Origin of the sequence: Paraburkholderia sp. UCT31 (assembly GCF_014397655.1) — a bacterium.
Lineage (GTDB): Bacteria > Pseudomonadota > Gammaproteobacteria > Burkholderiales > Burkholderiaceae > Paraburkholderia > Paraburkholderia tuberum.
In genome coordinates, this window is the sequence record NZ_VZQP01000033.1 from 21,242 (window position 1) to 48,085 (window position 26,844).

The following is a 26,844-nucleotide window of genomic DNA, read 5'->3' on the forward strand; positions in this document are numbered from 1 at the left end:
GCGCTACTCCAGCCAGCCGCGCCCATGCGCGTCGGCGATGAAGGCCCGCACCTCGCTGCCGATGCCGGTCGTGTTGAACGCCTGTTCGAGGTCGGCGATCAGCGTATCGATGTCGCGTGTGCCGTCGCAGCGCTTGAGGATTTCTCCCGCGCTTTGATTGAGCTTCACCATGCCCTCGGGGTACAGCAGCACGTGCGCGTTCTGCGCGGGCTCCCATTGCAGGCGGAATGGCTTCGCGATCGCGAGCGGCGTGGCGGGGTCGGCGCGTGTCGAGTCGTTCATTGCGCAAACGCCTTCTCGATCGCGTCGAGCATGGTCCACAGAATGTCGAGCTTGAACTGCAGGATGTCGAGCGCCCGTTCCTGCTGATCGCGTCGCGTGAAATGGGCAAGCGTGACCTCGAGTCCGTGCTGCACATCGCGCTGCGCGAGTGAGATGCGCGAACGGAAATACGCGAGGCCCTCCGCTTCGATCCACGGATAGTGCTCGGGCCAGCTCGCGAGCCGGTCGCGATGCACCTGCGGCGCGAACATTTCGGTCAGCGACGAGCACACCGCTTCCTGCCACGGCGCGCGGCGCGCGAAATTCACATACGCGTCGACGGCGAAGCGCACGCCCGGCGTCACGTGTTCGAGCGACCACAGTTCGTCGCGCGTGAGGCCGACCGCATCCGCGAGACGCGCCCAGGTTTCGATGCCGCCTTCCGCGCCATCGTAGCCGTCGTGATCGAGAATGCGCAGCACCCAGCGGCGGCGCGTCTCGCGGTCCGGACAGTTCGACAGCACGGCCGCATCCTTCAGCGGAATGTTGATCTGATAGTAGAAGCGGTTCGCGACCCAGCCGCGAATCTGCTCGCGCGAGCAGCCGCCGCTATTCATCTTCACGTTGAACGGATGGTGGATGTGATAGGCGGTGCCCTTCGCGCGCAACTGCGCCTCGAATTCTTCACGGCTCCAGGCGGGTCGGTCGATGCCTTGAGTTCCCGTGGTACTCACGTCGCGTGTTGGTGTTGTTGGTGTCGTGTCCTGAATGTCTTTCGCGTTCATGCCGTCTCCGTTTTATCGTCGTTTACAGCCGCGCCTCGTTACCGCATCACTCCGTACTCTTCACTGCGCGCCTCAAAGCTCGAAGCTCATTCCGTCGTACGCGACCTCGATGCCATGCTCGCCTAGCATGCGTCGCTCGGGGCCGTCTTCGATCAGGATCGGATTCGTGTTGTTGATATGGATCAGCACTTTGCGTTTCGCGCCGAGCGAATCGAGTGTTTCGATCATGCCGCCCGCGCCGCTCTGCGGCAGATGGCCCATATCCGCCGAGGTCTTCTTCGACAGGCCGAGGCGGATCATTTCGTCGCCGGTCCACAGCGTGCCGTCGACGAGTAGCAGATCGGCCTCGCGCATCGCCGCCAGCACCTGCGGCTCGATCGCGCCGAGCCCCGGCGCGTAGAACACGCGCCGGCCCGATTGCAGGTTCGTCAGTACGAGTCCGATGTTGTCGCCGCGCTCCGGCGCATCGCGATGCGGCGAGTACGGCGGCGCCTTGCTCGACAGCGGCAGCGCGTCGATGCGCATGCCGGGCAGCGCGTCGACGGCGAGCGGCGCGCCGTCGAGCGCGATACGACGGTGCTCGACTCCGCAGTAGTGCGACAGGATCGGCGCGACCGGAAAGCCGGAGCGGAGGTCTTGCCAGACCGCATCGGTCGCGTATAGCGGCAGCGGGGCGTCGCGTTCGCGCAGCATCAAGAGGCCGGTCACGTGGTCGATCTGCGCGTCGATCACGAGCACCGCGGCGATGCCGCTGTCGCGCGCGCGCCGCGCGGGTTGAAGTTCGGGATGCGCGGCGATCTGCGCGAGCAGATCGGGCGATGCATTGACGAGCAGCCAGTCCTCGCCGTTCGCGCTGACCGCGATCGACGACTGCGTGCGGCGCGTCGCCTTCACCGTGCCGCGACGCACTCCGTCGCAATTGCGGCAATTGCAGTTCCACTGCGGAAAGCCGCCGCCCGCCGACGAGCCGAGTACCTTGATCTTCATGCCGCGCGACGCATGCTGCTGCGCCCCTCTTCGACGGTGGGAGTGAACATCGCGGTGAGCGCCTGCGCGACGCATGCATGCAGCGCGGGGTCGCTCGCCAGATGACCCGCCGCGCTCACGGACTCGACGCGCGCCGACGGAACCGCGCGCGACAGACGTCGCAGATTGCCGCGCGGACACACCGGATCGCGCGCACCATGCACGGCCGCAATCGATACCCCGGCCGCCGCCGCGCGGCGCGCGAGCGATAGCAAACGCGTCTCGCCGAGCCAGCAGCGATGCGCGAGGTAGTGCGCCTGAATCCGGTATTTGCCGATCAGCTTGCGCGCGTGGCGTTGGGGTTCGCGTGGGTTTCGCAGGTTCGCACGGCGTTGTGCGGCGCCTCGCGGCGATGCGCTCGCGAGCACCGCGTTTTCATAGCCGCGCCAGGCCAGCGCGAGCGCGCGTTGCCGCGCTTCATTCGCGCCGTATTGCAAGGTGTCGCCGCAACGCGCGGCCAGTGTCGCGGGCTGCTCGCAGCGAGCAGCGGCACGCAGTCTCGACCACGCACGCGGCGCACGCTTGCGTGACGCGATGAACAAGCCGCGCACTTCGCGCGCGGACGTCAGGAACAGGCCGCGCAGCACGACGCCCGTCACCGACCGCGGACACCGCCCCGCATACGCGAGCGCGAGCGCCGCGCCCCACGATCCGCCGAGCACGCCCCAGCGCGCGAAGCCGAGCCGCGCGCGAATCGCTTCGAGATCGGCGATCAGATAGTCGGTGCGGTTGTGGCGCACGCTGCCGCGCGGCGTCGAGGCACCGGTGCCTCGCTGGTCGATCAGCACGACGCGAAAGCGCTGCAGATCGAACAGCCGCAGCACGCCGGGCTGACTGCCGCTGCCTGGGCCGCCGTGCAGCACCGCGACCGGCACGCCGTCGCGCGCGCCGGCCAGCGCATACCACACGCGATGGCCATCGCGCGTGCGCAGCGTATGGACTTCTAGCGCGGCGGCTGCCTGCGTGTGGCGCGATAAGCCTCGCATCGTCATGGCAGCATCCTCGCGAGCAGGTTGTCGCGATCGATCCACTGATGCTTGAACGCGCCCGCCACGTGCAGCACGATCAGCGCGATCAGCGCGAAGCCGATGGCGTGGTGAAGGCCGAAGAACAGTGCGCGCAGATGCGCGTCGTCCCAGCCCCACTTCGGCAGCAGGATGCCCCAGAAGCGCGTGCCGTAGGTGTTGAACGACGAGCCGAGATACCCGGCAAGCGGCATCGCCACCATGCCGACATATAAAAGACCCTGCGTAGTGCGCGCGGCGGCGCGTTGCCACGGTGGCATCGGCGGCAGCGGAGGCCGGTGAAGGACCAGCCGCGCGACGATGCGCAAAAGCACCAGCAGGAAAACCGTCAGTCCGAGCGACTTGTGCAGATTGATCAGCGTCGCTTTGACAGGCAAGCCCTTCGGCAAGCCGACCATATAAAGCCCGAGTGCGAGCAGCCCGACGATGCCGAGCGCGATCAGCCAGTGCAGCGCGATCAGCAGCCCGGCATAGCGCGGGCCGCCGGCGCTGGGATTTGCGTTGACGTCGATATCAGGCTTCGCGTTTGCAGAATCCGCTGTCCTCATGCCCTGTCTCCATGCAACATCGTTGCGGGACGTTTCTTTTTTGCCGAACACCGTTTCAGTCGCGGCTGACATAGCTGGCTCAGCCGACGATCAGTATTTCACCGCGGCCGTCGACCGCGAGGTCGCCCGTGAAGCGGACCGGCAGACGGTCCGCGCGCCACTGCGAAAACGGCGCGATTTCGGCCGCGAGACTGCGTATGAGCAATGACCAGAATACGTCGAAACCGTGTCCGCCGCCGGTGAAAGTAGGGGGCGGCAGTCGCTCTGGCCGTTGCGCGAGCAGCAGCGTGCCACGCCTCATTGCATAGGCATAATGCGCGCCCAGTTGCCCCGCCACGCCGACGGTCCCCGCCACCAGTCGCGACGCCGCGAAGTCGCCCGCGTTGCCGCCGACCAGCACGAGGCCGCGGCGCATCCGGTCGGCGAGCCGCGCGCCCGCGTTGCCGTGGATCGTCAGCGTGCCGCCGCTCATGCCTTCCATATCGCCCGTCAGTGCGCCGGCGGCGAAGTCGCCGCTGTCGCCGCGCACCGTCACGCGTCCGCCGCGCATTTCGCAGCCGGTGAAGTGCCCCGCGTCGCCGTCGATTTCAAGCAAGCCGCCGCTCATTCTGAAGCCGCTGTAGTCGCCGACCGAGCCGCGCGCGACGAGCCGTCCGCCATCCATCTGAGCGCCGAGCCGGTCGAGCCACCGCGCGGCGCCGTCGATCAGCAGCGTGGCCATGTCGTCGCCGGACGCAGGCGCGTCGTCGCGCGAAACCTCGAAGACGTCGCCGACCACGCAGCGCTCGTTGCCGGCCGGCAGCACGATGCGCTCGATCTCGGCCACGCTCATGCTGGCCAGCGCCGAGGGTGACAGCGCTGCGGCATCGACGCGAAAGCCGGGTGGTGTTTTCACGCGCAACGTGGTCGTGCTCATGCGTGACTCCCATTGAGCCCCGCCGCCAGTTCGTGCAGATGAAAGTGGTACGGCCCGAGCTTGCCGCCGTAGTTGCCCGCCGAAATGCGCAGCACGCCGGCCGCGCGGCCGAGTCCGGCGGCCGCGCCGATCCCGGCCGTCATCGCCGCGCCGACGTCGGCGTCGGTCAGACCGTCGATGACGATCTCCAGCACGCAGCCAACGTCCGCGCTCAACTCGCTGCGCCGCGCGAGGCCGATCAGGCTCGGGCAGAACGCGTCGTTGGTCGACGCGGTCGCGCCCGCGTACTTCGAGCCGATCTTCGAGCCCGAGCGCACGATGCCGCCGGGAAACGGCATGATCACGTTCGGCAGCCGGCGCATCGCGGCGACCGCGGCTTCGGCCGCCGCGAGCGCAGCGCCGAGGTCGCGCGCGAGCAGCAGCAGGTTGCCGCCGCCGACGGCCTTGACCGTCGCCGCCATGTCTTCGCAGACGAACTCGCCGTCCATCACCGGCACGCGCCAGTAACGCGTGGGTCCGTTCCCTGCGTCGATCATCTTCGCGATCTGCCAGCCGTCGCCGAAAAAGCGCAGCCCGCTGCCGAGCGGCGCCGGGTCGGACAGCGGCGCGCGGCTCGTGGCCGGATCGATGCCGCCGTAGACGGCCGTGCTCGGGCAGGTGAGCACGCACTGGCCGACGCGCCGCCCGATCTGCTTCGCGAGCTCCTTCGACGACACCGCGAACAACAGCACCGCGACGCCGGGCCGGCCGTCGGGCGTGGCAGCGGGCGCGAGCGCACGCTCGATGCCCGCCTCGCAGCCGCAACCGATCACCGAGGTCGCGAAGCCCGCCAGCGAGTTTGCCGCGTGCATCGCCCACGTCGCCGTGTGCGCGGTGATCACGAGCCGGGTCGCCTTCATCGGAAAGGCTTCGGCGAAGGTCGCGTCGATCGCGGTGCCGTTGATGTCGAGCGGGGCGGGAGCGTTCATCGTGGCCGCGTTAGGTTAGACATTCGACGGGCAATAGCCGTCCGCCGCGGCAGCAGCGGCAGGCTTCGTCGTCGCTGATCGCGGCGTGGGTGAAGTTGCTCGCGAGGTTCGCGTCGCTATACGCGCGCAGCGTTGTCTCGATGCGGCGATCGAATTGCGGCGCGACGAAATGGATGCCGCCCGTCGGCGTCGCGACCAGCGTGCCGTCGCGCGCAACCAGCTCGCCGTCCTTGAACACATAGGCCGGCGACGTGAACATGCGCTCGCGGTCCGGCTCGTCGCGATAGACGGCGATGTCCGCCGCCGCGCCCGCGCCGAGATGGCCGCGATCGCGCAGACCGAGCAGCCGCGCGGGACCGGCGCGCGTGATGATCGCGATCTCGTACAGCGAGAATTCGCGTTTGAGCTCCGGCAGCGCACTGGCGACCTGCGCTTCGGGATGCAGCTTCGCAAGCTGCTCATCGCGAAACGGCTTGTCCATCAGCAGGCGAATCAGATGCGGGTAGCTCGTGAACGGTCCGCCGTTCGGATGATCGGTGGTCATCGCGACGCGCCACGGGTCGTCGACGAGCAGGAAGATTTCGAGGCCGATGATCCATTGCAGCGCGTTCACGTAGCTCTGTTCGCGATAACGGAACGGCAGCACGCCGCAACCCGCGTCGCACTCGATATCGCCCACCACCCACTTGTGCGGCCGCGCGAGCGGCGCGTTGCGGAACTGCATCATCGTGTCGCCGGAGGCCGTGACGGTCTGTCCGAAGATGATCTGGCCGACGTCGATCGACACGTTCGGCCGCGCGTTCACGGCCTCGGCAATCTGCCGCGCGCCCGACGAAAACTTGCGCGAACCCTCGGTGCCATAGCTGTGAAACTGGATATGCGTCAGATGGATCGGCAGGCCGTCGGCGGCGTCCATCGTCGCGATGGTCGAGGCGAGGTTGCCGGGCACGCCGAGGTTGCTCGTGTGCACGTGCAGCGGATGCGGCACGCGCAGCTCGGTCAGCGCGCGCGTCAGCGTGCGCAGCACGTCGCGCGGCGTGATGCCGTAGTGCGCGTGCGGCTCGTCGACGTTAAGCGAGCGCTGGTTGAACTTGAACGCCGAGATGCCGCCGGGGTTGACCACCTTGACGCCGAGCGCCTTGCTCGCGTCGATCGTCCAGCCGACGTAATCGCGCAGACGTTCGAAGTCGTCGCGCGCGGCGAGCATCTGCAGGAACAGCTCGTCGTTGCCGAGCATCACGTACGCGCCATGATCGATGATCGGCGTGTCGCCCATTTCGAGGTGCGTGTGGCGCGCGTTGGACGGCATCATCGCCGGCTCGAACGCGGCCGTGTAGCCCATTTCGGCGTAGCGGTAGCCGGTCGCGAGCGTGCCCGGCGTGCAGACGCCGCACGACGGCAGGCGCAGGTAGCGGCCGTTGTCGTCGCGCGCGGCTTCGTAGGCGGCCTCGCGCGGCGCATCGGCGCGATGGTCCTCGGGCAGCAGCAGGCGCGACAGATTGGTCTTGCCGCCGCCGATATGCGAATGCAGGTCGATGCCGCCGGCCATCACGATCATGCCGGTCGCGTCGTATTCACGATCGACGGGCGTGGTGGCGGGCACGTCGACGATGCGGCCGTCGCGGAACGTCAGGTCGCGGCGCTCGCCGTTGACGTTGTGGAGCGGGTCGAACAACGTGCCGCCCTTGAGCCGGACGAGAGTCATGGCTGATCCTCGCGCGTACTCGAGCGTTCGCTCAGTTGCCCGCTCAATCGCCCGCTCAACTTCGCGGCAATCGACGCCACCGACTCCAGCGCGGCACCACGCGCGGCGGTGAGCGGCATCACGACCGTGCCGTCGATGCGAAACAGATGTCCGCCGCTATCGACGCCCGGTGTCGCGACCGGCACGAACACGGTGTTCGCGCCGCGTGCCCTGGCGGCATCGGCGAGCGCCGGATGACCGAGCACGATCAGGGCAAGCGCGGGATCGAGCGACGCGGGCCACGCGTGCGGCGCGAAGCCCGCGATCCACAGCAGCGCATCGACTTCGCGTTCGGCGAGCAGCCGAGCCGTCCAATAGCGGTACGGATCGTGATCGAGCGGCGCGGTGCCCGCGGCGTGCGCCGGCATCGACACGCGCGTGCGCAGCGGCAAGCCGGACAGCCACGTGACGGTCTGATTGACCGTCAACGCGCCGTCGTCGCCGCCGAGCGCGAGACATGCCGCGCGCGTCGTGCGATTCACGGCCTTCACGATCCGGTTCAGCGCTTCGATCAGCAGCGCCGCGTGCGGCGCGGGCAGTGCGGCCGGTTCGTAGACGACCACCGTATAGCGCGCGCCGGCGATGCGTGCGTGCAACGACGCGAGCGCGGTTGCCACGTTGGCTGCGCTGCCATCGCCGTGGCTGAGCACGGCGGCGTCGCGTCCTTCCGCGAGCGCTGACCACAGCGCGAGCGTGTCGTACGGATCGGTGTCCGGCAGCAGCGTGTCGATGCGCGTTTGCGCGAAGCCGGCTGCGGCCGGGTCCGCTTCGCAGCCGACGAAGACCAGCTCGCGCGCGAGTTCGGTGCCCGCCAGCGCGCGCGTGAAAAAGCGCGGATAGCGCCGCGACGGCTGACAGCCGAAGAACACCAGCAGGTCGGCGCGCGCGCGCACTTCGGAGAGCGTCGTAAAGAACGAGCCACGGTCTTGCAAAGCGAGCGTCGCGGGCGTCAGCGCATCGCCGTGCAGATGATCGAGGATCGCGCCGCAGGCGGCGGCAAGCGGATACAGCGCGCGGATGCCGGCGACGTCGGTGGCGAGGCCGCCGAATAGCGGGCGGCGCGCGTTCGCGAGCCACTGCGCGGCGCTCGCCAGCGCGGCATCCTTGTCCACTTCGTCGCCATCGACGGTGCAAGCGCATTGCGCGTCCGTCGCGCCGTACTGCGCGAGCGCGTGAGCGAGCCGCGAACATTCGGTGTCCGGCACTTCGAGCGTGCCGTCGTCGTGGGCAGCGGCGGCCAGGTCGTCGCACAGCAAAGGGCAGAACGGACAGATCCAGTCGCGTGTGAGCGCCGCGGCGCGCGTTGCGCTAGGGCTGGGGGTCGATGGATCGATGGAGGGGCTATGCATGGGGCAGGTTTAGCAAGCTCCATGCCGATTTTTCCGACACGCATCGGCGGGCGAGCGCCGCGTTGAAGCGGGGCCGCGCCTACGGTCGTACTGCTTTGCATTCAGCGGATGAACAAACGCGGGGTCCCTGCGGCAAGCGTGCCTGATCCTGCGTCGGCGCGCGCGTCAAAGGTCCGCTGCGCCATACAAAATGTGTGCCGTTCTGGAGCAGAGTGTCAAGCAGAGTGTCACACGCGAACAGTCCGGCTTGTGTTGCGTTTACCGACAGCGCTGTCAGGACGCGTGGCATGGAAATTGTATGGAAGGCCTACGCGGAATCGGAATGCGCGTAGTCGATCTGTCGATCGTGCAGCGCGGACGCCACCAGCCAGGCACTTGCGCCGGTGCCGGCCGCGGCGGCCAGATCGTCGCGATTGCGGATGCCGCCCGCGCCGATCAGCGTGGTGTGCGCGGCGGCTTGCGCGCGCACGCGCTCGAACGTCGCGAGATCGGGGCCGGCGTAGCTGCCGACCTGGTCGAGCGTCATCGCGATCACGCGCGGCGGCCACCACGCCGACGAGCGGTCGAGCGCGGCCGCGGCGAGCAGTTCGCCCGCCCGCTGATCGAGCGACAGGATCGGCGCAAGGCCGGCGCGCTGAGCCGCGTGCAGTGCGTGGATATCGCGCAGCGTCTCCGAGCCGAACACAGGCACGAGAGTCGCGAGGTGGGAACCGGCAGCAGGGCTGTCGTGTTGATCGATGGCGTCGTCGATGCGCTCGAACAGCGCGCGCATCGACGCGTAGTCCGCGAAACCCGCGTCGAGCCACAGTTCGATGCCGGGCAGCGCGGCCCGCAATGCGGCGAGCGTCGAAGCATGCGCGCCGCGCTGCAGGATGGCGCCGAGATCGGCGATATAGAGCGTGCGCGCGCCGCTGGCTTCGAGCAGCGCGCGGGCGGTGGCAAGTGGGTCGCTCGTCGCGACGAGGCGGGACTGGATGGGCCGATAGGCGCTCCGCTCGCCGCGCACCGCGCGTACGACCTGGCCGTCGAGCAGATCGAGAACAGGTATCACCTGCATAGGGGCGCTTTCCTTTGACCAGAATCTTTGTCTATGAGTATCTCACCGGCGGCGGCATCGACCCCCAGCTCGCCGGCGCGGGCAGTCTCGCCGATTTGAGCGCGCTGATCGTCGAAGGACGCGTGATGCGCGACGCGCTGGTCGCTGCTCTGCGTGAACTCGACGGCGTGCGGGTCACGTTCGCGACCTCGCGCTTCGAAACGCCAGGGGCGGGCGAGGCCCATTGTATGGCCGCGCCCGGCGAATCGATGACGGCGTTCGTCGCGCGCGCGGCGCGTGAGCACGATTACGCGTGGGTCGTCGCGCCGGAATGCGACGGGCTGCTGCTGCGCTTTCACGATGCGGTCGGCACTGCGCGCTGGCTCGGCTGCGCGAAGGAAGCGATCCGCGTCGCGTCGAGCAAGAGCGCGACGGCGGCGTGTCTTGCCGCGCACGGCATTGCGACGACGCCGGCGCTAGAACCCGGCGATTCAGCCGCGCAGCACGACGGCCGCTGGGTGGTCAAACCGGACGACGGCGCGGGCGGCCTCGACACCATCGTGTACGAGCGCTTCGCCGATGCCTGCGCCGAGTACGAGGCGCGCGCGGCGGCGGCGCGCAATCCGGTGCTGCAGGCGTGGGTCGATGGCGAGCCGTTGAGCCTGTCGCTGATCTGCCGCGGCGACGCTACCAAGCTCCTCAGCATCAACCGTCAGCAGATCGGGCTGAGCGGCGGCGACGCGTCGGGTGAGGTTGCGCGGATCGTCGAGTTCGACGGCGTGCTGGTCGATCAGATCGACCAGCACTGCGACATGGGCCGCGCGCTCGACACGCTCGCCCATCGTGTCGCGCGGGCCATCCCGGGTTTGCGCGGCTTCGTCGGCATCGATGTCGTGTGGCATCCGCAACTCGGGCCGGTCGTGATCGAAGTGAATCCGCGTTTGACGGTCGCCTATGCGGGGCTGTCGGCGGCGCGCGGCAGCGGCCTGACGCGCGCGCTGCTGGCCGCGCATGGCGTGCGCATCGAGCGCTGCGGCGCGGCGCGCGCCAATTCGCCGACGTACGAGGTGCGCCCTTGAGCCCGGCCCGTTCGAACCCGGCGGCGCGGTTCGGCTGGGACGTCGGCGGCGCGCACGTGAAGGTGTCGCTCGTCGACGGCAGCGACGCCGTGCTGGACGTCGTGCAATGGTCGTGTCCGCTTTGGCAGGGGCTCGACCATCTGCACCGCACGATCGACCTCGTTTTCGAGCGCTGGCCGCAGGCCCGTACGGACGCCGCGCAGCATGCGGTGACGATGACCGGCGAGATGGTCGACCTGTTCGCGGATCGCGCCGAAGGCGTGCGCGCGATCGTGGCCGCGCTCGCGCAGCGGCTCGGTCCATCACTGCGTTTCTACGCCGGCGCCGCCGGCTGGCTCGCCGCCGCCGACTGCGCGGCCGGCTGGCGTCACGTCGCGTCGGCGAACTGGCTCGCGACCGCGAGCTGGGTCGCTACCTGCATGGCGAACGCGCTGCTGATCGACATCGGCAGCACCACCACCGACATCATTCCGATCGTCGACGGCCGCGTCGTCGCGCGTGCCGCGACCGATGCGGGCCGGCTCGCGACCGGCGAACTCGTGTATCACGGCGTCGTGCGCACGCCGTTGTGCGGCGTCGCGCAGCGGATCGAATTCGGCGGCGCCATGCTGAACGTGATGAACGAATGGTTTGCGACGACCGCCGACGTCTACCGGCTGACCGGCGAACTGGACCCGCTGCACGACGTGCAGCCGAGCGCCGACCAGGGGCCGAAGACGCAGGCGGCGAGCCGCGCGCGGCTCGCGCGCATGATCGGGCACGACGCGCACGACGCGTCGGACGTCGAATGGCTGCACTTTGCGCGGCGCTGGCGCGCGCTGCAGGTGCGCGAAATCGGCGCGAACCTGATGCGGGTGGTCGCCGCGCAGCCGGCGCTCGCGGCCGCGCCGCTGGTGGGCGCCGGCTGCGGCCGCTTCCTCGTCGCCGCATTGGCGCGCGACGAGGCGCGCGGCTATATCGACTTCGGCGCGCTGGCGGGCGTGCCCGATGCTTGCGCGGCATGGGCGGCGACCTGCGCGCCGAGCGTGGCGGTCGCGCTGCTCGCGGCGCGCGAGCCGGGCGCGCAACGGCGCGGCGCGCGTGGTATCGCGGCGCGCGCGGCATGAGTTGAGAGGCGCGGCGCGCAATCCGGGGACGCGGCGCGCCGGCGCACGCGTAGCGCAAAGAGGGGCAGGGGACACGATAAGGCGAGCGGGACAAGTTCGGTGATGAACGAGGTTGCGACACGACGCGACCCGGCCGGGCACTCAACTGGACACGAGGGCAACAGTCATGTGGGTGGTCAAGATCGGAGGCAGCCTGAGTCACGACCCGGCACTGCGCCACTGGCTCAGTGAGCTATGCGAAGTCGGCGGCGGACGGGTCGTGATCGTGCCCGGCGGCGGCGATTTCGCGGACAAGGTCCGCCAGTACCAGGGCGAGTGGAACTTCGACGATCTGGCCGCGCACAACATGTGTCTGCTCGCGATGACGCAATATGCGCTGCTGATGCAGGGCGTTTCGCCCGAACTGGTGATCGCGTCGAGCGAGGCGAAGATTCGCCGCACCCTGCGTGACGGTCATGTTGCCGTGTGGGCGCCGACCGCGCTGATGCGTGACACGCCCGACGCGATGAGCAACTGGGACACGACCTCGGACAGCCTCGCCGCCTGGCTATCGACGATGCTCAACGCGGAGCGGCTGGTCGTCGTCAAATCCTGTCCGATCGCCGTCGACGATCCGCTCGAAACGCTGGCCGCGGCGGGGGTGGTCGACCGCAGGTTCGTCGACTACGTGAACGATGCGAACTATGTGGTCGAATTGCTCGACAAGAGCAACGTCGCGCTGATGCGCGACCGTTTGCTGAATATTCCGGTGATGTGAGCGGCTGCTACAGCCGCGTCGCGTTGGTCGAGCCCGGCAACGGCGCGCCGCCATCGACGCGAATCTCTCCAGCCGGCCGATGCAACGCGCTCGCCCATTGCGCGACGCGCTCGGGGTCGAGCCGCGAGCGGCGCCCGTCGGCGCACAGCGCGGTGCGAAAACCGGCCACGTCGGGCGCCAGCGCACGGATCTGCGGCAGTTGCGCCCAGCCGAGCGCACCGGCGATGCCCGCCATCGCGCCGCGCTGACGCGCGAGCCGCAACCAGCGCGCGAGCGAGTCGACATCGACGTGATCGAACAGCGTGCCGCCGTCCTTGCTCGCGGTATCGAACATCAGGCCGGCGAAGCCGAGCGCCGCGGTGTGGCCGACCAGTTCGTCGTCCATGCCGCCGTCGCATAGCAGCACCGGCACGACGCTAGCCGGCAGATTCGCGAGCTGCTCGATGCAGCGGCGCGCGGCCGGTCCGCGCGCGACGCCGACCTTCACATAGTCGACGCCGGCATCGCTGACGTCGATCACGCGCGCGGCGATCTCGTCGAACGCATCGGCCGGCACGTCGCCGATCGCCGCGCTGATCGGCTTGACCGGGTAGAGCGCGCGAAGTTGTTGCGCGATGGTCGTGATGGCGCCGATCGACAGGCCGCCGAGCGCGCCGTCGTCCGGCTCTTTCAGGTCGATCAGCTCGGCGCCGGCGCGGGCGGCGTCGAATGCTTCGTCAGCCGAGCGGACGCTCGCGAGCAATGCGGTCATCGGGGTTCTCCGCGGAGGAAAGGGTTTTCAGTGATGGGCCGAAGCGGCGGCCTGATGCGCCGCGTCTGCGAGGCTCGCGCGATATCGCGCGATCGCGGCGACGAGCCAGCTCCATGCGGTGCGCTCGTTGTCGCCGGCGGTTTTGTCGATCGCGATCTGCAGATACGCCATTTCTCGATCGACCTTGTCGGCCGGCAGCATGAAGAGCCGGCTCACCAGAATCGCGCCTTCCACGACCGCCGACTGCGCGCGATTGAAGCCCGCGAACGGCGCGTGGTTTTCACGGTGCACGCATTTCATCACCAGCACCGGGCGCTCGGCGTCGTCGCGCAGCTCGTCGAGTTCGAGCTCGGCGTGGGCCAGCGACCCGGCCAGACGTACGCTCGGCACGCGGCTCGCGGCCACGGTCGGCCAATCGGTCGCGCAGTGCGTGACGCAGCCCGCGAAGATACGCACGTCGGTGGTGAAATTCAGCACCGCCGCGCGCGTCGCGATCACGTTGTCGAGCGTGACCGACGGGCGGAAAGGCGCGAGGATGATGCGCTCACCCTCGGAGCGCGCGCCCATCGGCGCGATATGTGGACGGCCATCGCACGCTGCCGTGGTGACGATCGTTTCGTGGATCATGGCTGGGAACGCGTGTCCCGACAGCGCCGGAAGGCCGGCCGTCAGCAGAGGTCAAACACAAACGGAAACCGCAAAGGGGCCGCGGCGTGCGGCCCGGTTGCGGGCTTAACGCGTAGCGACATACATCACGATTTCAAAACCGAGGCGTACGTCGGTGTAGCTCGGAGTGGTCCATTGCATACGTGCTTTCTCCTTCGGTTGAAACAGCGGGTGGAACAGCGTTGCGCCGCCGGCCCCGTGTAATGCCCGGTGTCGACGGCAGCCGGCATCACGCAAGCTTTATGCCTGTTCGGGTACCGGCCGGTCAGGCGGGCGGGCGTTCGACGGCCAATACAGCACCCGGCGAATTGCGCCATGCCGTGGCGCTCGCGCGGGTTGCCTGACGCAAAGAGCCGCGCGGTGTGGCGAAAACGAAGCAAAGTGTGCCATCGCGATTCGCTAATTCGATTGCGCTGTCACGCCGCGCCCGCCTCGCTCACCAACACATTCTGCTCCCATTCGCGTCGCACGGCTCGAAAAAGAACCTCACGATGTGATAGCGATAACCGATCCGTTAAGTCTGCCAAATAAAATCGTGAATTCTCCTTGGGCGTGTCCGTGCCTACAGTGCAACTCAAGCGCTTCGTTCTTCCGGCAGTGCGCCTGCCACCTTCGAGGACACGTCATGAACGATTTCAGTCAACCGCCGATCCAGCCCGAACCTCAAGCGCGCGATCCGCACAATCCGCGCGAACGGTACGCGGCGGGCGTGATGAAATACCGCGAGATGGGGTACTGGCAACCGGACTACGAACCGAAAGACACCGACGTGATCGCGCTGTTTCGCATCACGCCGCAACCCGGTGTCGAACCCGAGGAAGCGGCGGCCGCGGTGGCCGGCGAATCGTCGACCGCGACGTGGACGGTGGTGTGGACCGACCGGCTCACTGCCTGCGACATGTATCGCGCGAAGGCGTATCGCGTCGAGCCGGTGCCGGTGTCTCGCGCCGACGAGCCGCAGTACTTCGCGTACATCGCTTACGAACTCGATCTGTTCGAAGAGGGCTCGGTCGCGAACCTGACCGCGTCGATCATCGGCAACGTGTTCGGCTTCAAGCCGCTGAAGGCCTTGCGGCTCGAAGACATGCGCATTCCCGTCGCGTATCTGAAGACGTTTCAGGGGCCGCCGACCGGTATCGTCGTCGAGCGCGAACGGCTCGACAAGTATGGTCGGCCGCTGCTCGGCGCCACGGTCAAGCCGAAGCTCGGTCTGTCGGGCAAGAACTATGGACGGGTGGTCTACGAAGGCCTGCGCGGCGGCCTCGATTTCCTGAAGGACGACGAGAACATCAACTCGCAGGCGTTCATGCACTGGCGCGACCGCTTCCTGTTCGCGATGGAGGCGGTGAACCGCGCCCAGGCGGAGACCGGCGAGCTCAAAGGGCACTATCTGAACGTGACGGCCGGCACGATGGAGGACATGTACGAGCGCGCCGAATTCGCGAAGGAGCTCGGCTCGTGCATCGTGATGATCGACCTCGTGATCGGCTGGACCGCGATCCAGTCGATGTCGCGCTGGGCCCGCAGGCACGACATGATCCTGCATCTGCATCGCGCGGGGCATGGCACCTACACGCGGCAACGCAACCACGGCATCTCGTTTCGCGTGATCGCCAAATGGCTGCGCATGGCGGGGGTCGATCACGCGCATGCGGGCACCGCGGTCGGCAAGCTCGAAGGCGATCCGCTGTCGGTGCAGGGCTACTACAACGTGTGCCGCGACGCGCACAACGCGGTCGATCTGTCGCGCGGCATTTTCTTCGACCAGCCGTGGGCCGGCTTGCGCAAGGTGATGCCGGTCGCCTCGGGCGGGATTCACGCGGGGCAGATGCATCAGCTGCTCGATCTGTTCGGCGACGACGCGATCCTGCAGTTCGGCGGCGGCACGATCGGCCATCCGGCCGGCATCCAGGCCGGCGCGACCGCGAACCGCGTCGCACTCGAAGCGATGGTGAAGGCGCGCAACGAGGGCCGCGACATTCTGCGCGAAGGGCCCGACGTGCTCGAAGCCGCCGCGCGCTGGTGCACGCCGCTCAAGCAGGCGCTCGATACGTGGCGCGACGTGAGCTTCAACTACGCATCGACCGATACGCCCGATTTCGCCGCTACGCCGACGGCGGCCTAGCCACGCCGGGCTTTTCCCGCGAGCGCCTGACGAGCGCATCCGCAACGCGGTGCAACGGCACCGCGCGGGGCACCGTTGACGCCGTTCCGAACGCGACATCCATCCACGAGGTTCGTCATGCGTATTACTCAAGGAACGTTTTCTTTTCTGCCCGAGCTGACCGACGAGGAAATCGGCCTGCAGATCGACTACGCGCTGCGCCAGGGCTGGGCCTGTTCGGTCGAATTCACCGACGACCCGCATCCGCGCAACACCTACTGGGAAATGTGGGGTCTGCCGATGTTCGACCTGCACGACGCGGCCGGCGTGTTGCAGGAGGTCAGGGCTTGCCGCGAGGCGCGGCCGCAGCACTACATCAAGGTCAACGCGTTCGACTCCGTGCGCACCTTCGAAACGATGCGCCTGTCGTTCATCGTCAACCGGCCGGACGTGGAGCCGGGCTTCCGGCTGTTGCGGCAGGACGCGCAGGGGCGCACGCAGCGCTACAGCATGACGGGCTACGCGGGCGACCGGCCAGCGGGCGAGCGTTATGGCGCGGCGGGCTGACGCCGCTGATCGCGCAACGACGCACACGACGACCCGCGGCGAGGAGGAACCATGACAGACTCCGCCACCGTGGACGCACTGCCCGCGTCCACTGCGCACGGCGACGCCGCCGCGCCCCACATCGACCTCGCGGCGCTGTACCGCAACTCGGGAATCGGCGACGTGCTCGGCGAACTCGATCGCGATCTGGTCGGGCTCGCGCCCGTGAAAACGCGCATTCGCGAGGTCGCCGCGCATCTGCTGGTCGAGCGCGCGCGGGCTTCGCTGGGTCTCGCGGGCGGCGCGCCGACCTTGCATATGTGCTTCTCCGGCAACCCCGGCACCGGCAAGACGACGGTTGCGCTGCGCATGGCGGAAGTGTTGCACCGGCTCGGCTACATTCGCCGCAATCATCTGGTGTCGGTCACACGCGACGATCTGGTCGGCCAGTACATCGGCCACACCGCGCCGAAAACGCGCGAGGTGCTCAAGCGCGCGATGGGCGGCGTGCTGTTCATCGACGAAGCGTATTACCTGTATCGCCCGGAGAACGAGCGCGACTACGGGCAGGAAGCGATCGAAATCCTGTTGCAGACGATGGAGAACCAGCGTAGCGACCTGGTCGTGATTCTGGCCGGCTACGCGTCGCGAATGGAAGTGTTCTTCGAGAGCAATCCGGGTTTCCGCTCGCGCATCGCGCATCACGTTACGTTTCCCGATTACGAGGAAACGGAGCTGCTCGAAATCGCCGAACGGATGCTCGGCGCCATGCATTACCGCTTCGATGCCGCGTCGCGCCGCGCGTTCGCCGACTATCTGGCGCGCCGCATCCGCCAGCCGAATTTCGCCAACGCGCGCTCGGTGCGCAACGCGCTCGACCGCGCGCGGCTGCGCCAGGCGAACCGCCTGTTCGCGAGCGCCTTGCAAGGCGGCGAGCCGGTCGACGCCGCCACGCTGACGCTGATCGATGCCGCCGACGTGCGCGCGAGCCGCGTGTTCGACGCGCCGCCGCAGTCCTCGCATTCGCCTTCCACCGCGCGCGCCGTCACGGCGCCGCCGGGCTGAATCACGACACCATCGACGGAGAACGCCATGCAGGATGGACGCACGACACTTTCGAAGTTCCTGATCGACACGCTCGATCGCCCGCCGTGTACGGACGACACGCGCGACACTGCAGGACTCTCCGCGCTGCTGATCGACGTAGCGGCGGCCATCAAGTCGATCTCGGCGATGCTGACCAAGGGCGCGCTAGGCGGCAACTACGGTTCCGCGCAAACGCTCAACACGCACGGCGAGCAACAGAAGAAGCTCGACGTCTCGACCAACGAGATCTTCGTGCAGCAATGCGAGTGGGACGGCTTGCTGGCCGCGATGGTGTCCGAGGAAATGGAGCACGTCTACGCGATTCCGCCGGACTATCCGCGCGGCGAGTATCTGCTCGCGTTCGATCCGCTCGACGGCTCGTCGAATATCGACATCAACGGCGTGGTCGGCTCGATCTTCTCGGTGCTGCGCACGCGCGACCCGGCAGAGGATGCAACCAGCGAAGCCGCGTTCCTGCGGCCGGGCTGCGAACAGGTCGCGGCCGGCTATGCCGTGTATGGACCGTCGACGATGCTGGTGCTGTCGGTCGGCAATGGCACGCATGGCTTCACACTGGAGCGCGACATCGGCAACTTCGTGCTCACGCATTCGAACATCCGGATTCCGGAAGAAACCGGCGAGTTCGCGATCAACGCATCGAACGAGCGCTTCTGGGAGCCGCCCGTGCGCCGCTACGTGCAGGAGTGCAAGGACGGCCGCAGCGGTTGCCGCGCGCGCGACTTCAACATGCGCTGGATCGCGTCGATGGTCGCGGAAGTGCATCGCATCCTGATGCGCGGCGGCGTGTTCATGTATCCGCGCGACTCGAAAACGCCGGCGATGGAAGGACGCCTGCGCCTGCTCTACGAAGCGAACCCGATGAGCTTCCTGGTCGAGCAGGCGGGCGGCCTCGCGATCACCGGCCGGGAACGCATTCTCGACGTCGCGCCGCGCGCGCTGCATGGCCGCGTGCCGGTGATTCTCGGCTCGAAGAACGAGGTCGAGCGCATTGCGCGCTATCACGGCGAATACGACCGCGGCGAGGACAAGCCGTTCACGTCGCCGCTGTTCGGCACGCGCTCGTTGTTCCTGCCGGATTTCACGGCGTGATCAGCGACCGACGGCGCGCTCAGCGCACAGAACACAGTCATCCGGAGACAAACGCATGTCAGTCAAACATCCGATCATCGCGGTGACCGGCTCGAGCGGCGCCGGCACCACCACCGTCATGAAGAGTTTCACGCATATCTTCAGACGCGAGCACATCAATGCGCAGATCGTCGAAGGCGACGCGTTCCATCGCTACGACCGCAACGGCATGCGCGCGGCGATGCAGGAGCGCGAACGCGACGGTGTGCCGAATTTCAGCCACTTCGGGCCGGAAGCGAATCTGCTCGAAGAACTCGAAACGCTGTTCACGCGCTACGGCGAAAACGGCAGCGGGCAGTTTCGCCACTACGTGCACGACGCGGGCGAAGCGCAACTGTACAAGCAGGACGGCGGCACCTTCACGCCGTGGGAGGAGGTCGCGCCCAATACCGACCTGATGTTCTACGAAGGGCTGCATGGCGCGGCGGTGACCGACAGGGTCGATATCGCGCGGCATGCGGATCTGATGATCGGCGTCGTGCCGATCATCAACCTCGAATGGATCCAGAAGCTGCACCGCGATCAGACGATGCGCGGCTACACGCACGAAGCGGTGGTCGACACGATCCTGCGGCGCATGCCCGACTACGTGAACTACATCTGCCCGCAGTTCTCGCGCACGCATGTGAACTTCCAGCGCGTGCCGACCGTGGACACGTCGAATCCGTTTACCGCCCGCGAGATTCCGCAACCGGACGAGAGCTTCGTCGTGATCCGCTTCGCGCGGCCGAAGGGTATCGACTTCCAGTATCTGCTGACGATGCTGCACGACTCGTTCATGTCGCGCCCGAACGTGATCGTCGTGCCTGGCGGCAAGATGGGACTCGCGATGCAGCTGATCTTCACGCCGATGATCCTGCAACTGATCGACCGACGCTCGCGCGCCTGAGCGGTACCGGACGGATACCGAGGTCCATTTCGCAAGGAGAGATCCGATGAGTGCAGTCGCGCAACCGCTTGACGCACCCGCCACGCGCTCGATGGCCGACGCGCTGCGCATGCTCGCGATCGATGCGGTGGTACGTGTTGCGCGATTCGAAGCGCGGCGCGTCGCGCACCGCGCGCGTTGAGCCCGCCGTCCGCCAAGATTTCATTTCATGTCGAGGAGCACGCAATGGCCTTCATCACCCTGCGGCAACTGCTGGATCACGCGGCCGAACACGACTACGGCGTGCCCGCGTTCAACGTCAACAACATGGAGCAGATTCACGCGATCATGCGCGCGGCCGAGGCCACCGCTAGCCCGGTGATCCTGCAGGCGTCGGCCGGCGCACGCAAGTACGCCGGCGAGCCGTATCTGCGCCATCTGGTGCTCGCCGCGCTCGAAGCGCACCCGGACATTCCGCTCGTGCTGCATCAGGATCACGGCGCGAGCCCCGCGGTGTGTCAGCAGGCGATCCGCTCGGGCTTCACGTCGGTGATGATGGACGGCTCGCTGCTGCCCGATCAGAAAACCCCCGCCGCGTACGACTACAACGTCGAGGTGAGCCGGCGCGTGGTGGACGCCGCGCATGCGGTCGGCGTGTCGGTGGAGGGCGAACTGGGCTGTCTCGGTTCGCTCGAAACCGGCACGGCAGGCGAAGAGGACGGCGTCGGCGCACAAGGCAAGCTCACACGCGAGCACCTGCTGACCGATCCGGACGAAGCGCGGCGCTTCGTCGACGCGACCGGCGTCGATGCGCTCGCGATCGCGATCGGCACGTCGCACGGCGCGTACAAGTTCAGCCGCGAGCCGACCGGCGACATCCTCGCGATCGACCGGATCGCCGATATCCATGCGCGCATTCCGAACACGCATCTGGTGATGCACGGTTCGTCGTCGGTGCCGCAGGAATGGCTCGCGGTGATCCGCGAATATGGCGGCGAGATGCCGACCACCTACGGCGTGCCCGTCGACGAAATCCGCCGCGGCATCGCCCAGGGCGTGCGCAAGGTCAACATCGACACCGACATCCGTCTCGCGATGAGCGGCGCGATGCGCAGGTCGCTCGCCAACGCGCGCGCGGAGTTCGATCCGCGCGCGGCATTGAAGGCCGCCACCGCCGCGGCGAGCGCGATCTGCGTCGAGCGATTCGAGGCGTTCGGTTGCGCGGGGCAGGCGGCGCGCATCAAGCCGCTGCCGCTCGATACGATGGCGAGCCGCTACCACTAACGCCACTGCCACGGAGAACGCAATGCGCGAATTCCTGATTGCGCCGTCGCTGCTGTCGGCGGATTTTGCCCGGCTCGCCGACGAGATTCGCGACGTGACGGCGGCCGGTGCGGACTGGATTCATCTGGACGTGATGGACAACCACTACGTGCCGAACCTGACGGTCGGCCCACTCGTGTGCTCGGCGATCCGGCCGTACACGACGCTGCCGTTCGACGTGCATCTGATGACCACGCCCGTCGATCCGCTGGTGTCGGCGTTTGCCGAGGCCGGCGCGAACCTGATCAGTTTTCATCCGGAGGCGACGCTGCACGTGCATCGGACCATCGAACTGATCCGCTCGCACGGTGCGCGCGCGGGGCTGGCGCTGAATCCGGCGACGCCGCTCGCGGCGCTCGATCACGTGCTGGAGATGCTCGACGTCGTGCTGGTGATGTCGGTGAATCCGGGCTTCGGCGGCCAGGCATTCATCGCCGAAACGCTCGACAAGCTGCGGCTGCTGCGCGAGCGCGTCGACACGACGATGCAGCGCACCGGGCGGCCCTTGCTGATCGAAGTGGACGGCGGCGTGAAGGCGTCGAACATCGCGCGTGTCGCCATGGCGGGCGCGGACGTGTTCGTTGCCGGGTCGGCCGTGTTCGGTGCGGGCGATCGCGCGCAGGCGATCCGCGGCATGCGCGGCGAACTGGCTACTGTCGACGAACCCGCGGGGGTGGCCGCCATGCAATGATGGCGCTGCTGTTTCAGCGCTTTTTCATTGTCTCGCCCGGCGCGCACCATGCGCTGAGATCTTCTTCAGGCCGGTCGACCGCGCAGCCCCAGTCGAGCGGCTGGTCCTGATCGAAGCGCTTGCCGAGCCGCCATGCAATCTCGGCGCGCGCAAGCTGCACGCCCATATAGAACGCGTGGCCGCCGTCTGTTTCGAGGTTCAACTGCGGGTACAGCGCGAACGGATCGTCGCCGCGACGATGGCCGTCGCGGTTGTACACGTGAATGCCGTCGGCGCTGATCTGCACGCGGAAATTCGGGTCACGCACGCCGCGCGCGAATTCGTCGATTTCTTCGGCGCTGTACGGAAACGGCCGTTTCGCGTGGACCGTCGCGAGTTCGGTGCTGATGCCCTTCGGCAGCACCTGCGCATCGCGCGCGGCATGCATCACGCGGCGCGCGACATCGGCTTCGCGCAACGCGCGCCGCGCATGCTGGCTCACCGACGTCGCCAGCACCGCGCCAACGCGCAATTCAGCCGCCATGCCGAGCAGCACCGCGTTGATGCCGCTCGTGTCGGCCTCGGTCAGTTCGGTCACGTTGCCGATGCCCATCATGATCGCGATGTCGGGATAGCGCTCGCGCAAACGCACATAGCGCGCAATCGACGCGGCCAGCCCGAACGGAATCGGATCGAGAATCGGATCGGCGAGAAACGCGCGGCCGCGCGCGGACAGCGCGTCGATCGCGGCGTCGAGCGAAGCGGGGTCGGCCGGTTCGCGCGCGACGAGGATCGGCGTCGACGGCACTTCGTCGGCGATCCATAGCGTGTCGAGGTTCAGGCTCATCAGATAGTCGGCGCCCGCGCGGCCGCCGCGCAGCAGTTCGTCGTTGCGCATCGAATCGACGCTGACGCGATAGCCTTCGGCCTTCAGCCGCCGCACCGCATCTTCGAGATGCGCAAACGCCGTGTCCGGCAGACAGCCGATGTCGATCACGTCCGCGCCTTGGGCCGCATACTCGCGCGCCCTTGCCGCGATGCCGTCGAGGTCGAGGCGCGGCGCATCGACGATCTCCGCGAAAATCTCCGTGTCGTAGCGGCTCAGATCGAACGGCTTCGCCTTGCGGCCGAAAAACTGCGGCAAGTCCTTGACCTCCTCGGGACCGCGTTCGAACGGCACGCCGTAGTGCGCGCCCAGCGCGTCGAGATCGCCACGGCAGCGGCCCGGCACGATCACGCGCTGCGCGGCGAGCGGCGCGCTCACGCGGCGCTGGATCAGGTCGGCGGTCATCAACGCGGCCACTTGCAGGCCGATTTCGCGCACCTCCCAACTGAACGGCGTCGGCGCCATGCCGTCGAGCACGCGCCGCAGGCTCGGTTCGGCAAGCCGGCCGGTCAGGAAGAGGAGGTGGTCCATGCGAGGTCGAGGGTCGCGAGGCGTTGGGTGAGCGCCGCTTCGAGTTCGTCGAGCGAGCGCGCGAGCGTCGTGTATTCGAAGCGCGCCAGACGCTCGACGTTGTCGAGTTCGATCGCCCGTGGCCGCAGTTCGACCCATTCGTCCGGGCTATGCGTGATCACGCTCGGTTCGGTGTCGCACGCAAAGACGATGCCGGGGATGCATTGCTTGCCGGCCTGCGCGTACATATTGGTCGGCAGCGTATCCGAGATGCCGTAAGCACATTTGGCGACCGTGTTGCTGGTGGCGGGTGCGATCACGACCGTGTGATACACGCCGTGATACAGCATGCCGACCGGCACGCCGCTCGCGCTGTTGTCGCGCAGTACGCGAAAGTGTTCGCGCAGCTTGTCGAGCGACCAGCCATAAAGCGGCAGCACTTCCTCGGCCGCCGCGGACAGAAACAGATCGACGCGCGGCAAGCGCCGCGCGAGCGCGATCGATTCTTCCAGCATATGACCGGAGCCGGTCACGCACCACGCGAAGTGCGCATCCGGCCTGAAGTCGGCGAGATTGCGGGCGCCCTTGCGGGCAGACTCGCTGGGGGACCTGAGGGACGACCCGGTCATGCGTCGAGATCGAACGGCATGCCGTCGGCCGGCGAGCCTTCATGCGACAGCCGGATGTGCAGCCGGCGCATCTTGCGATACAGCGTATTGCGGCTGATGCCGAGCGCCTTCGCGACGTTGCTGACGTTCCAGCGGTGCTCGTCGAGCAGCGACAGCACCGTTTCGCGCTCGTTCAGCTGGATCGCGTTCAGCGAAGAAATGTCCGCTTCGTCGGCGAGATGCCCGTCCATGTCCGCGTTCGCGAGGCGCAGCGCGATCGGCAGGTCGACCGCCGACGTGCGTTGCGTGACCTCGGGCGGCAGATGCTCGCAGCGGATCGGCTCGCCGTCGGACAGCGCGATGGCCATCTGCAACACGTGACGCAGCTGACGGATGTTGCCGGGCCACGCGTAGGTGAGCAGCGCGTGTTCGGCTTCCGGCGTCAGATCGGGCGGATCGTCGGTTTCGTTCGCGAGCAGATGATGGATCAGCGGCAGCTTGTCGACGCGCTCGCGCAGCGCCGGCAGATTCAGCTCGACGCCCTTGAGCCGGTAGTACAGATCCTCGCGGAATTGCCCGCTTTGCACGAGTTCGAGCAGATTGCGGTGGCTCGCGCTGATCAGCTGGAAATTGACCTTGACGGTGGTCTCGGCGCCGAGCGGCGTGACCTCGTGTTCCTCGATCACGCGCAGCAGGCGAGCCTGCAACACGAGCGGCATGTCGCCGATCTCGTCGAGAAACAGCGTACCGCCGTTGGCCTGCACGATCTTGCCGCGCCGTCCTTCACGCTGCGCGCCGGTAAACGCGCCCGCGCGGTAGCCGAACAGCTCGCTCTCGATCAGGTTCTCCGGCAGCGACGCGCAGTTGACCGGCACGAACAGACCGTCGGCGTGCGGGCTGATGCTATGCAACGCCTGCGCGAAGACTTCCTTGCCGGTGCCGGTCTGGCCGCGCAGCACGATCGGAATCTTGCGCTGGATCACGCGCGCGGCCAACTGGATCTGCGAGGCCATGCGCGGGTCGCCGAATTCGAGGTGCGCGATCTCGTCGAGCTTCGGCACCGGCGGATGTTTCTCGTGTTTTTCGGAGGCGTTGGCGCGCATGGCGGAGTCGGGGACGAGCACGCGCGTCACGCGCCCCGTGGCGTTTTGCGGCGTCTGCGCGACGAGGAAAAAGCGGTTCGTCGCGTTTGCGCTGTAGACGGTGACCGGATGGAACGAGCCGCGAATGCTGCGCGCGATCATGTCTTCGAGCGACGCGTTGAATGCTTCCTCGATGCGCCGGCCGCGCAGCTCGCTCAGCGAGCGGAAGCCCAGCTGGAACAGCGCGCTGCGATTCGCGGCGAGCACGGTGCTGTCGTCGCCGACCGCGAGCTTGCCGCCGTGCAGCGTGCCGACGAATTCCGGGCGGCTGTGGAAATGGATCATGTTGGCGTGCCGGTAGCGCGCATCGAGCAGACGGTTTTCGATCATCTGCCGCGACATGCCGACCAGCACCAGCGAGTGCTGCTGCAGCAGCTTCGAGCGGCTCGTGACGTCGAGCACGCCGGCGATTTCGCCGCCGTCGTCGAAGATCGGCGCGGCCGAGCACGTCAGCGACGTATAGCGCGGATAGAAATGCTCGTGCTGACAGACGGCAATGCAGTCGCGCTCCGCGAGACAGGTGCCCATGCCGTTGGTGCCGGCTTCGCGTTCGCTCCACAGCGCGCCGACGCGAAAGCCGTCGACGGCGACCGCCTCGGCGAACGGCACGGACGACACCTGATGCACGATCACGCCGCCAGAATCGACGAGCACGACCGCGAGCTCGGGATCGGCCAGTTGCTGGTAGAGCGTCGTCATCTCGAGCTTCGAACACGCGATCAGATCGCCGAGCGCCTCACGGCGCGCGCTGAGTTCGTACTCGGTGAGCACCGGCGGCGGCACGAAACGCGCGGGGTCCAGCTGGAATTCGTTGATGCAGCGCGTCCACGACTGAGCTACGGGTTCGCTTGTCGGGCGCGTGGTCAACTGATGGTTGACCACGTTCAGAACTTCCCGGACGTGCGTACTGCTGTCAGCGAGCAACGACATGGGATTTGTCTCCGTTGCGTCATTTCGCAAGCGTGACTGCTTCGCACGCCGCGAATGCCGCTTTATCAAGCCTGCCTGCCCCTGGCGCGGCGCAATCTCGGTTCGCCTGCGCCCTCCCGACCGGCCCTACTAGGAGGCGGGTGTTGAAAACTGTACGCCCGATGCAGGATTGGTTCAACAGAAAGTCACACTGGGTTTACCTCACTGTGCCCGGATTTTGCTTTTCTCGATGCGCGACGCGTTAAACGGGTTGCAGGTTGCATGCCTGTCGCAGCTTCGGCACAGAGTGTGCCGCGCGTCGTTCAGTTCTACTGTTCTACTGTTGCATCGTTTCGCTCGTCATCACAGGCTGTTCAATCCTGGGCCGCGCCGCGGCGGAGATCAAATCATGGATCGTTTCGATACTGTTCGCCTTGCCGCATTTTCCAGCCTCGGCGCCAATCCCGGCCCGCAAGTCGGCGCGTTGCCCGAGCGCCTCGACATCGTATTCATCGAGAATTTCATCGGCCAGACGGTCATCGGTATCGATAGCAGCGAGTTGCATGTTGCGCAACCGGTGCGTGTGAACCTGGCTATCGGCGTGCCAGCGATCCGCGCCTGCGCGACGGACCGGATCGAAGATACGGTCAACTACGCGGCCGTGCGCGGGGCGCTGCTCGAGCTGTTCGCGTCGCATCGCGTGCGGCTGCTGGAGGCGCTTGCCGAGACGATCGCGCAACGGCTGATCGCCGACTTCGGCGCGCACTGGGTGCGCGTGTCGCTCGCGAAGCCGGCCAAGTTCGCCGACCTCGCGGCCGTCGGCGTGCAGATCGAGCGGCGTCGCGGCGATGGCTCGGCGGCGGCCGTGGGTCTCGCGCGGTACGCGTCGCTGGGCGAGGGGCTGGTGCCGAATTGAGGGGGGCGCCTAGCCGGGGGCGCCTAGCCGGGCGCGCCGAGCGGGGGGCGCCTAGCCGGGGGCGCCGAGCCGGGCGCGCCGAGCCGGGCGCGCCAAACGCCCGGCGCGTT

The 26,844-nt window shown here is 67.5% G+C and carries 28 protein-coding genes; 12 read left to right on the forward strand and 16 right to left on the reverse strand.

Going from position 1 to position 26,844, the window contains the following annotated elements; translation table 11 throughout:
• Nucleotides 1-3: 3 nt before the first annotated feature.
• The 10 genes from pqqD to F6X40_RS25415 all read right to left on the reverse strand — a co-directional run bounded on the left by pqqD (nucleotide 4) and on the right by F6X40_RS25415 (nucleotide 9,679).
• Nucleotides 4-282: a pyrroloquinoline quinone biosynthesis peptide chaperone PqqD gene (pqqD, locus tag F6X40_RS25370; RefSeq protein ID WP_090809033.1), complete on the reverse strand. Its 279-nt coding sequence runs from the start codon at nucleotides 280-282 to the stop codon at nucleotides 4-6.
• On the reverse strand, nucleotides 279-1,046 hold the full coding sequence (pqqC, locus tag F6X40_RS25375) for a pyrroloquinoline-quinone synthase PqqC (protein WP_187629671.1): 768 nt from the start codon (nucleotides 1,044-1,046) through the stop codon (nucleotides 279-281). Before pqqC ends, pqqD begins: the two co-directional genes overlap by 4 nt.
• A 72-nt stretch (nucleotides 1,047-1,118) precedes the next feature.
• Nucleotides 1,119-2,033 carry a pyrroloquinoline quinone biosynthesis protein PqqB gene (pqqB, locus tag F6X40_RS25380; protein WP_187629672.1) on the reverse strand — a complete coding sequence of 305 codons (915 nt, stop codon included), beginning with the start codon at nucleotides 2,031-2,033 and terminating at the stop codon, nucleotides 1,119-1,121.
• The gene (locus F6X40_RS25385) at nucleotides 2,030-3,064 is read right to left on the reverse strand and encodes an alpha/beta fold hydrolase (protein ID WP_187629673.1); all 1,035 of its coding nucleotides are present in this window, start codon (nucleotides 3,062-3,064) and stop codon (nucleotides 2,030-2,032) included. The genes pqqB and F6X40_RS25385 overlap by 4 nt, the downstream gene beginning before the upstream one ends.
• Entirely contained in the window at nucleotides 3,061-3,645 is a 585-nt protein-coding gene (locus F6X40_RS25390) for a cytochrome b (protein WP_262421542.1), read from the reverse strand. The genes F6X40_RS25385 and F6X40_RS25390 overlap by 4 nt, the downstream gene beginning before the upstream one ends.
• 79 nt (nucleotides 3,646-3,724) lie before the next feature.
• Nucleotides 3,725-4,561, reverse strand: a complete 837-nt coding sequence (locus F6X40_RS25395) for a formylmethanofuran dehydrogenase subunit C (protein ID WP_187629674.1) — start codon at nucleotides 4,559-4,561, stop codon at nucleotides 3,725-3,727.
• On the reverse strand, nucleotides 4,558-5,529 hold the full coding sequence (fhcD, locus tag F6X40_RS25400; RefSeq protein WP_187629675.1) for a formylmethanofuran--tetrahydromethanopterin N-formyltransferase: 972 nt from the start codon (nucleotides 5,527-5,529) through the stop codon (nucleotides 4,558-4,560). The genes F6X40_RS25395 and fhcD overlap by 4 nt, the downstream gene beginning before the upstream one ends.
• A gap of 10 nt (nucleotides 5,530-5,539) precedes the next feature.
• Entirely contained in the window at nucleotides 5,540-7,234 is a 1,695-nt protein-coding gene (locus tag F6X40_RS25405; RefSeq protein WP_187629676.1) for a formylmethanofuran dehydrogenase subunit A, read from the reverse strand.
• Nucleotides 7,231-8,622 (reverse strand): formylmethanofuran dehydrogenase, encoded by a 1,392-nt coding sequence (locus F6X40_RS25410; protein ID WP_187629677.1) that lies wholly within the window; start codon nucleotides 8,620-8,622, stop codon nucleotides 7,231-7,233. The genes F6X40_RS25405 and F6X40_RS25410 overlap by 4 nt, the downstream gene beginning before the upstream one ends.
• A 307-nt stretch (nucleotides 8,623-8,929) precedes the next feature.
• A complete protein-coding gene (locus F6X40_RS25415; protein ID WP_184039080.1) occupies nucleotides 8,930-9,679 on the reverse strand; it encodes a HisA/HisF-related TIM barrel protein in 750 nt (249 codons plus the stop codon).
• Between the two features lie 14 nt (nucleotides 9,680-9,693).
• Between F6X40_RS25415 and F6X40_RS25420 the strand changes: the two genes are divergently transcribed.
• The 3 genes from F6X40_RS25420 to F6X40_RS25430 all read left to right on the forward strand — a co-directional run bounded on the left by F6X40_RS25420 (nucleotide 9,694) and on the right by F6X40_RS25430 (nucleotide 12,600).
• Complete coding sequence (locus F6X40_RS25420) at nucleotides 9,694-10,737, forward strand: ATP-grasp domain-containing protein (protein ID WP_187629678.1); 1,044 nt, start codon at nucleotides 9,694-9,696, stop codon at nucleotides 10,735-10,737.
• Nucleotides 10,734-11,843, forward strand: a complete 1,110-nt coding sequence (locus F6X40_RS25425; RefSeq protein ID WP_187629679.1) for a hydantoinase/oxoprolinase family protein — start codon at nucleotides 10,734-10,736, stop codon at nucleotides 11,841-11,843. Before F6X40_RS25420 ends, F6X40_RS25425 begins: the two co-directional genes overlap by 4 nt.
• A 166-nt stretch (nucleotides 11,844-12,009) precedes the next feature.
• A complete protein-coding gene (locus F6X40_RS25430) occupies nucleotides 12,010-12,600 on the forward strand; it encodes an aspartate kinase (RefSeq protein WP_184064681.1) in 591 nt (196 codons plus the stop codon).
• Between the two features lie 7 nt (nucleotides 12,601-12,607).
• Here the strand turns inward: F6X40_RS25430 and F6X40_RS25435 are convergent, their stop codons facing one another.
• The 3 genes from F6X40_RS25435 to pqqA form a co-directional block, all read right to left on the reverse strand.
• Entirely contained in the window at nucleotides 12,608-13,351 is a 744-nt protein-coding gene (locus F6X40_RS25435) for a (5-formylfuran-3-yl)methyl phosphate synthase (RefSeq protein WP_187629680.1), read from the reverse strand.
• 27 nt (nucleotides 13,352-13,378) lie between these two features.
• Nucleotides 13,379-13,978 (reverse strand): DUF447 domain-containing protein, encoded by a 600-nt coding sequence (locus F6X40_RS25440; protein ID WP_187629681.1) that lies wholly within the window; start codon nucleotides 13,976-13,978, stop codon nucleotides 13,379-13,381.
• Between the two features lie 105 nt (nucleotides 13,979-14,083).
• Nucleotides 14,084-14,158, reverse strand: coding sequence for a pyrroloquinoline quinone precursor peptide PqqA (pqqA, locus tag F6X40_RS43585; protein WP_113062024.1), 75 nt, complete (start codon nucleotides 14,156-14,158; stop codon nucleotides 14,084-14,086).
• Nucleotides 14,159-14,642: 484 nt separating this feature from the next.
• On the opposite strand from pqqA, the gene F6X40_RS25450 reads away from it, so the two are divergent.
• From F6X40_RS25450 to rpe, 8 genes are all read left to right on the forward strand, one after another.
• Nucleotides 14,643-16,142, forward strand: coding sequence for a form I ribulose bisphosphate carboxylase large subunit (locus tag F6X40_RS25450; protein WP_184039098.1), 1,500 nt, complete (start codon nucleotides 14,643-14,645; stop codon nucleotides 16,140-16,142).
• A gap of 117 nt (nucleotides 16,143-16,259) precedes the next feature.
• Nucleotides 16,260-16,688 (forward strand): ribulose bisphosphate carboxylase small subunit, encoded by a 429-nt coding sequence (locus F6X40_RS25455; protein ID WP_027195078.1) that lies wholly within the window; start codon nucleotides 16,260-16,262, stop codon nucleotides 16,686-16,688.
• Nucleotides 16,689-16,739: 51 nt separating this feature from the next.
• A complete protein-coding gene (gene cbbX, locus F6X40_RS25460; RefSeq protein WP_187629682.1) occupies nucleotides 16,740-17,732 on the forward strand; it encodes a CbbX protein in 993 nt (330 codons plus the stop codon).
• Between the two features lie 27 nt (nucleotides 17,733-17,759).
• Nucleotides 17,760-18,863: a class 1 fructose-bisphosphatase gene (locus tag F6X40_RS25465; protein WP_187629683.1), complete on the forward strand. Its 1,104-nt coding sequence runs from the start codon at nucleotides 17,760-17,762 to the stop codon at nucleotides 18,861-18,863.
• Between the two features lie 55 nt (nucleotides 18,864-18,918).
• Nucleotides 18,919-19,791: a phosphoribulokinase gene (locus F6X40_RS25470; protein WP_187629684.1), complete on the forward strand. Its 873-nt coding sequence runs from the start codon at nucleotides 18,919-18,921 to the stop codon at nucleotides 19,789-19,791.
• Nucleotides 19,792-19,837: 46 nt separating this feature from the next.
• Entirely contained in the window at nucleotides 19,838-19,972 is a 135-nt protein-coding gene (locus F6X40_RS42575) for a hypothetical protein (protein ID WP_262421543.1), read from the forward strand.
• 44 nt (nucleotides 19,973-20,016) lie between these two features.
• Entirely contained in the window at nucleotides 20,017-21,054 is a 1,038-nt protein-coding gene (gene fba / locus F6X40_RS25475; RefSeq protein ID WP_187629685.1) for a class II fructose-bisphosphate aldolase, read from the forward strand.
• Between the two features lie 22 nt (nucleotides 21,055-21,076).
• Nucleotides 21,077-21,784: a ribulose-phosphate 3-epimerase gene (gene rpe / locus F6X40_RS25480; protein WP_187629686.1), complete on the forward strand. Its 708-nt coding sequence runs from the start codon at nucleotides 21,077-21,079 to the stop codon at nucleotides 21,782-21,784.
• 13 nt (nucleotides 21,785-21,797) lie between these two features.
• On the opposite strand, the gene F6X40_RS25485 is transcribed toward rpe, so the two are convergent.
• From F6X40_RS25485 to F6X40_RS25495, 3 genes are read right to left on the reverse strand one after another with little or no spacing between them, the layout of a single operon-like run.
• A complete protein-coding gene (locus F6X40_RS25485) occupies nucleotides 21,798-23,180 on the reverse strand; it encodes a DUF6513 domain-containing protein (RefSeq protein WP_184064707.1) in 1,383 nt (460 codons plus the stop codon).
• Nucleotides 23,159-23,788 (reverse strand): flavoprotein, encoded by a 630-nt coding sequence (locus F6X40_RS25490; RefSeq protein WP_187629687.1) that lies wholly within the window; start codon nucleotides 23,786-23,788, stop codon nucleotides 23,159-23,161. The genes F6X40_RS25485 and F6X40_RS25490 overlap by 22 nt, the downstream gene beginning before the upstream one ends.
• Nucleotides 23,785-25,839 (reverse strand): sigma-54-dependent Fis family transcriptional regulator, encoded by a 2,055-nt coding sequence (locus F6X40_RS25495; RefSeq protein WP_187629688.1) that lies wholly within the window; start codon nucleotides 25,837-25,839, stop codon nucleotides 23,785-23,787. The genes F6X40_RS25490 and F6X40_RS25495 overlap by 4 nt, the downstream gene beginning before the upstream one ends.
• Nucleotides 25,840-26,227: 388 nt before the next feature.
• On the opposite strand from F6X40_RS25495, the gene F6X40_RS25500 reads away from it, so the two are divergent.
• The gene (locus F6X40_RS25500; RefSeq protein ID WP_184064716.1) at nucleotides 26,228-26,734 is read left to right on the forward strand and encodes a dihydroneopterin aldolase; all 507 of its coding nucleotides are present in this window, start codon (nucleotides 26,228-26,230) and stop codon (nucleotides 26,732-26,734) included.
• Nucleotides 26,735-26,844: the final 110 nt, after the last annotated feature.

Excerpts from the sequence above, each read along its gene's own strand:
- pqqD (WP_090809033.1), bottom strand. The coding sequence starts at position 282 with ATGAACGACTCGACACGCGCCGACCCCGCCACGCCGCTCGCGATCGCG.
- pqqC (WP_187629671.1), bottom strand. The coding sequence starts at position 1,046 with ATGAACGCGAAAGACATTCAGGACACGACACCAACAACACCAACACGC.
- pqqB (WP_187629672.1), bottom strand. The coding sequence starts at position 2,033 with ATGAAGATCAAGGTACTCGGCTCGTCGGCGGGCGGCGGCTTTCCGCAG.
- F6X40_RS25385 (WP_187629673.1), bottom strand. The coding sequence starts at position 3,064 with ATGACGATGCGAGGCTTATCGCGCCACACGCAGGCAGCCGCCGCGCTA.
- F6X40_RS25390 (WP_262421542.1), bottom strand. The coding sequence starts at position 3,645 with ATGAGGACAGCGGATTCTGCAAACGCGAAGCCTGATATCGACGTCAAC.
- F6X40_RS25395 (WP_187629674.1), bottom strand. The coding sequence starts at position 4,561 with ATGAGCACGACCACGTTGCGCGTGAAAACACCACCCGGCTTTCGCGTC.
- fhcD (WP_187629675.1), bottom strand. The coding sequence starts at position 5,529 with ATGAACGCTCCCGCCCCGCTCGACATCAACGGCACCGCGATCGACGCG.
- F6X40_RS25405 (WP_187629676.1), bottom strand. The coding sequence starts at position 7,234 with ATGACTCTCGTCCGGCTCAAGGGCGGCACGTTGTTCGACCCGCTCCAC.
- F6X40_RS25410 (WP_187629677.1), bottom strand. The coding sequence starts at position 8,622 with ATGCATAGCCCCTCCATCGATCCATCGACCCCCAGCCCTAGCGCAACG.
- F6X40_RS25415 (WP_184039080.1), bottom strand. The coding sequence starts at position 9,679 with ATGCAGGTGATACCTGTTCTCGATCTGCTCGACGGCCAGGTCGTACGC.
- F6X40_RS25430 (WP_184064681.1), top strand. The coding sequence starts at position 12,010 with ATGTGGGTGGTCAAGATCGGAGGCAGCCTGAGTCACGACCCGGCACTG.
- F6X40_RS25435 (WP_187629680.1), bottom strand. The coding sequence starts at position 13,351 with ATGACCGCATTGCTCGCGAGCGTCCGCTCGGCTGACGAAGCATTCGAC.
- F6X40_RS25440 (WP_187629681.1), bottom strand. The coding sequence starts at position 13,978 with ATGATCCACGAAACGATCGTCACCACGGCAGCGTGCGATGGCCGTCCA.
- F6X40_RS25450 (WP_184039098.1), top strand. The coding sequence starts at position 14,643 with ATGAACGATTTCAGTCAACCGCCGATCCAGCCCGAACCTCAAGCGCGC.
- F6X40_RS25455 (WP_027195078.1), top strand. The coding sequence starts at position 16,260 with ATGCGTATTACTCAAGGAACGTTTTCTTTTCTGCCCGAGCTGACCGAC.
- cbbX (WP_187629682.1), top strand. The coding sequence starts at position 16,740 with ATGACAGACTCCGCCACCGTGGACGCACTGCCCGCGTCCACTGCGCAC.
- F6X40_RS25465 (WP_187629683.1), top strand. The coding sequence starts at position 17,760 with ATGCAGGATGGACGCACGACACTTTCGAAGTTCCTGATCGACACGCTC.
- F6X40_RS25470 (WP_187629684.1), top strand. The coding sequence starts at position 18,919 with ATGTCAGTCAAACATCCGATCATCGCGGTGACCGGCTCGAGCGGCGCC.
- F6X40_RS42575 (WP_262421543.1), top strand. The coding sequence starts at position 19,838 with ATGAGTGCAGTCGCGCAACCGCTTGACGCACCCGCCACGCGCTCGATG.
- fba (WP_187629685.1), top strand. The coding sequence starts at position 20,017 with ATGGCCTTCATCACCCTGCGGCAACTGCTGGATCACGCGGCCGAACAC.
- rpe (WP_187629686.1), top strand. The coding sequence starts at position 21,077 with ATGCGCGAATTCCTGATTGCGCCGTCGCTGCTGTCGGCGGATTTTGCC.
- F6X40_RS25485 (WP_184064707.1), bottom strand. The coding sequence starts at position 23,180 with ATGGACCACCTCCTCTTCCTGACCGGCCGGCTTGCCGAACCGAGCCTG.
- F6X40_RS25490 (WP_187629687.1), bottom strand. The coding sequence starts at position 23,788 with ATGACCGGGTCGTCCCTCAGGTCCCCCAGCGAGTCTGCCCGCAAGGGC.
- F6X40_RS25495 (WP_187629688.1), bottom strand. The coding sequence starts at position 25,839 with ATGTCGTTGCTCGCTGACAGCAGTACGCACGTCCGGGAAGTTCTGAAC.
- F6X40_RS25500 (WP_184064716.1), top strand. The coding sequence starts at position 26,228 with ATGGATCGTTTCGATACTGTTCGCCTTGCCGCATTTTCCAGCCTCGGC.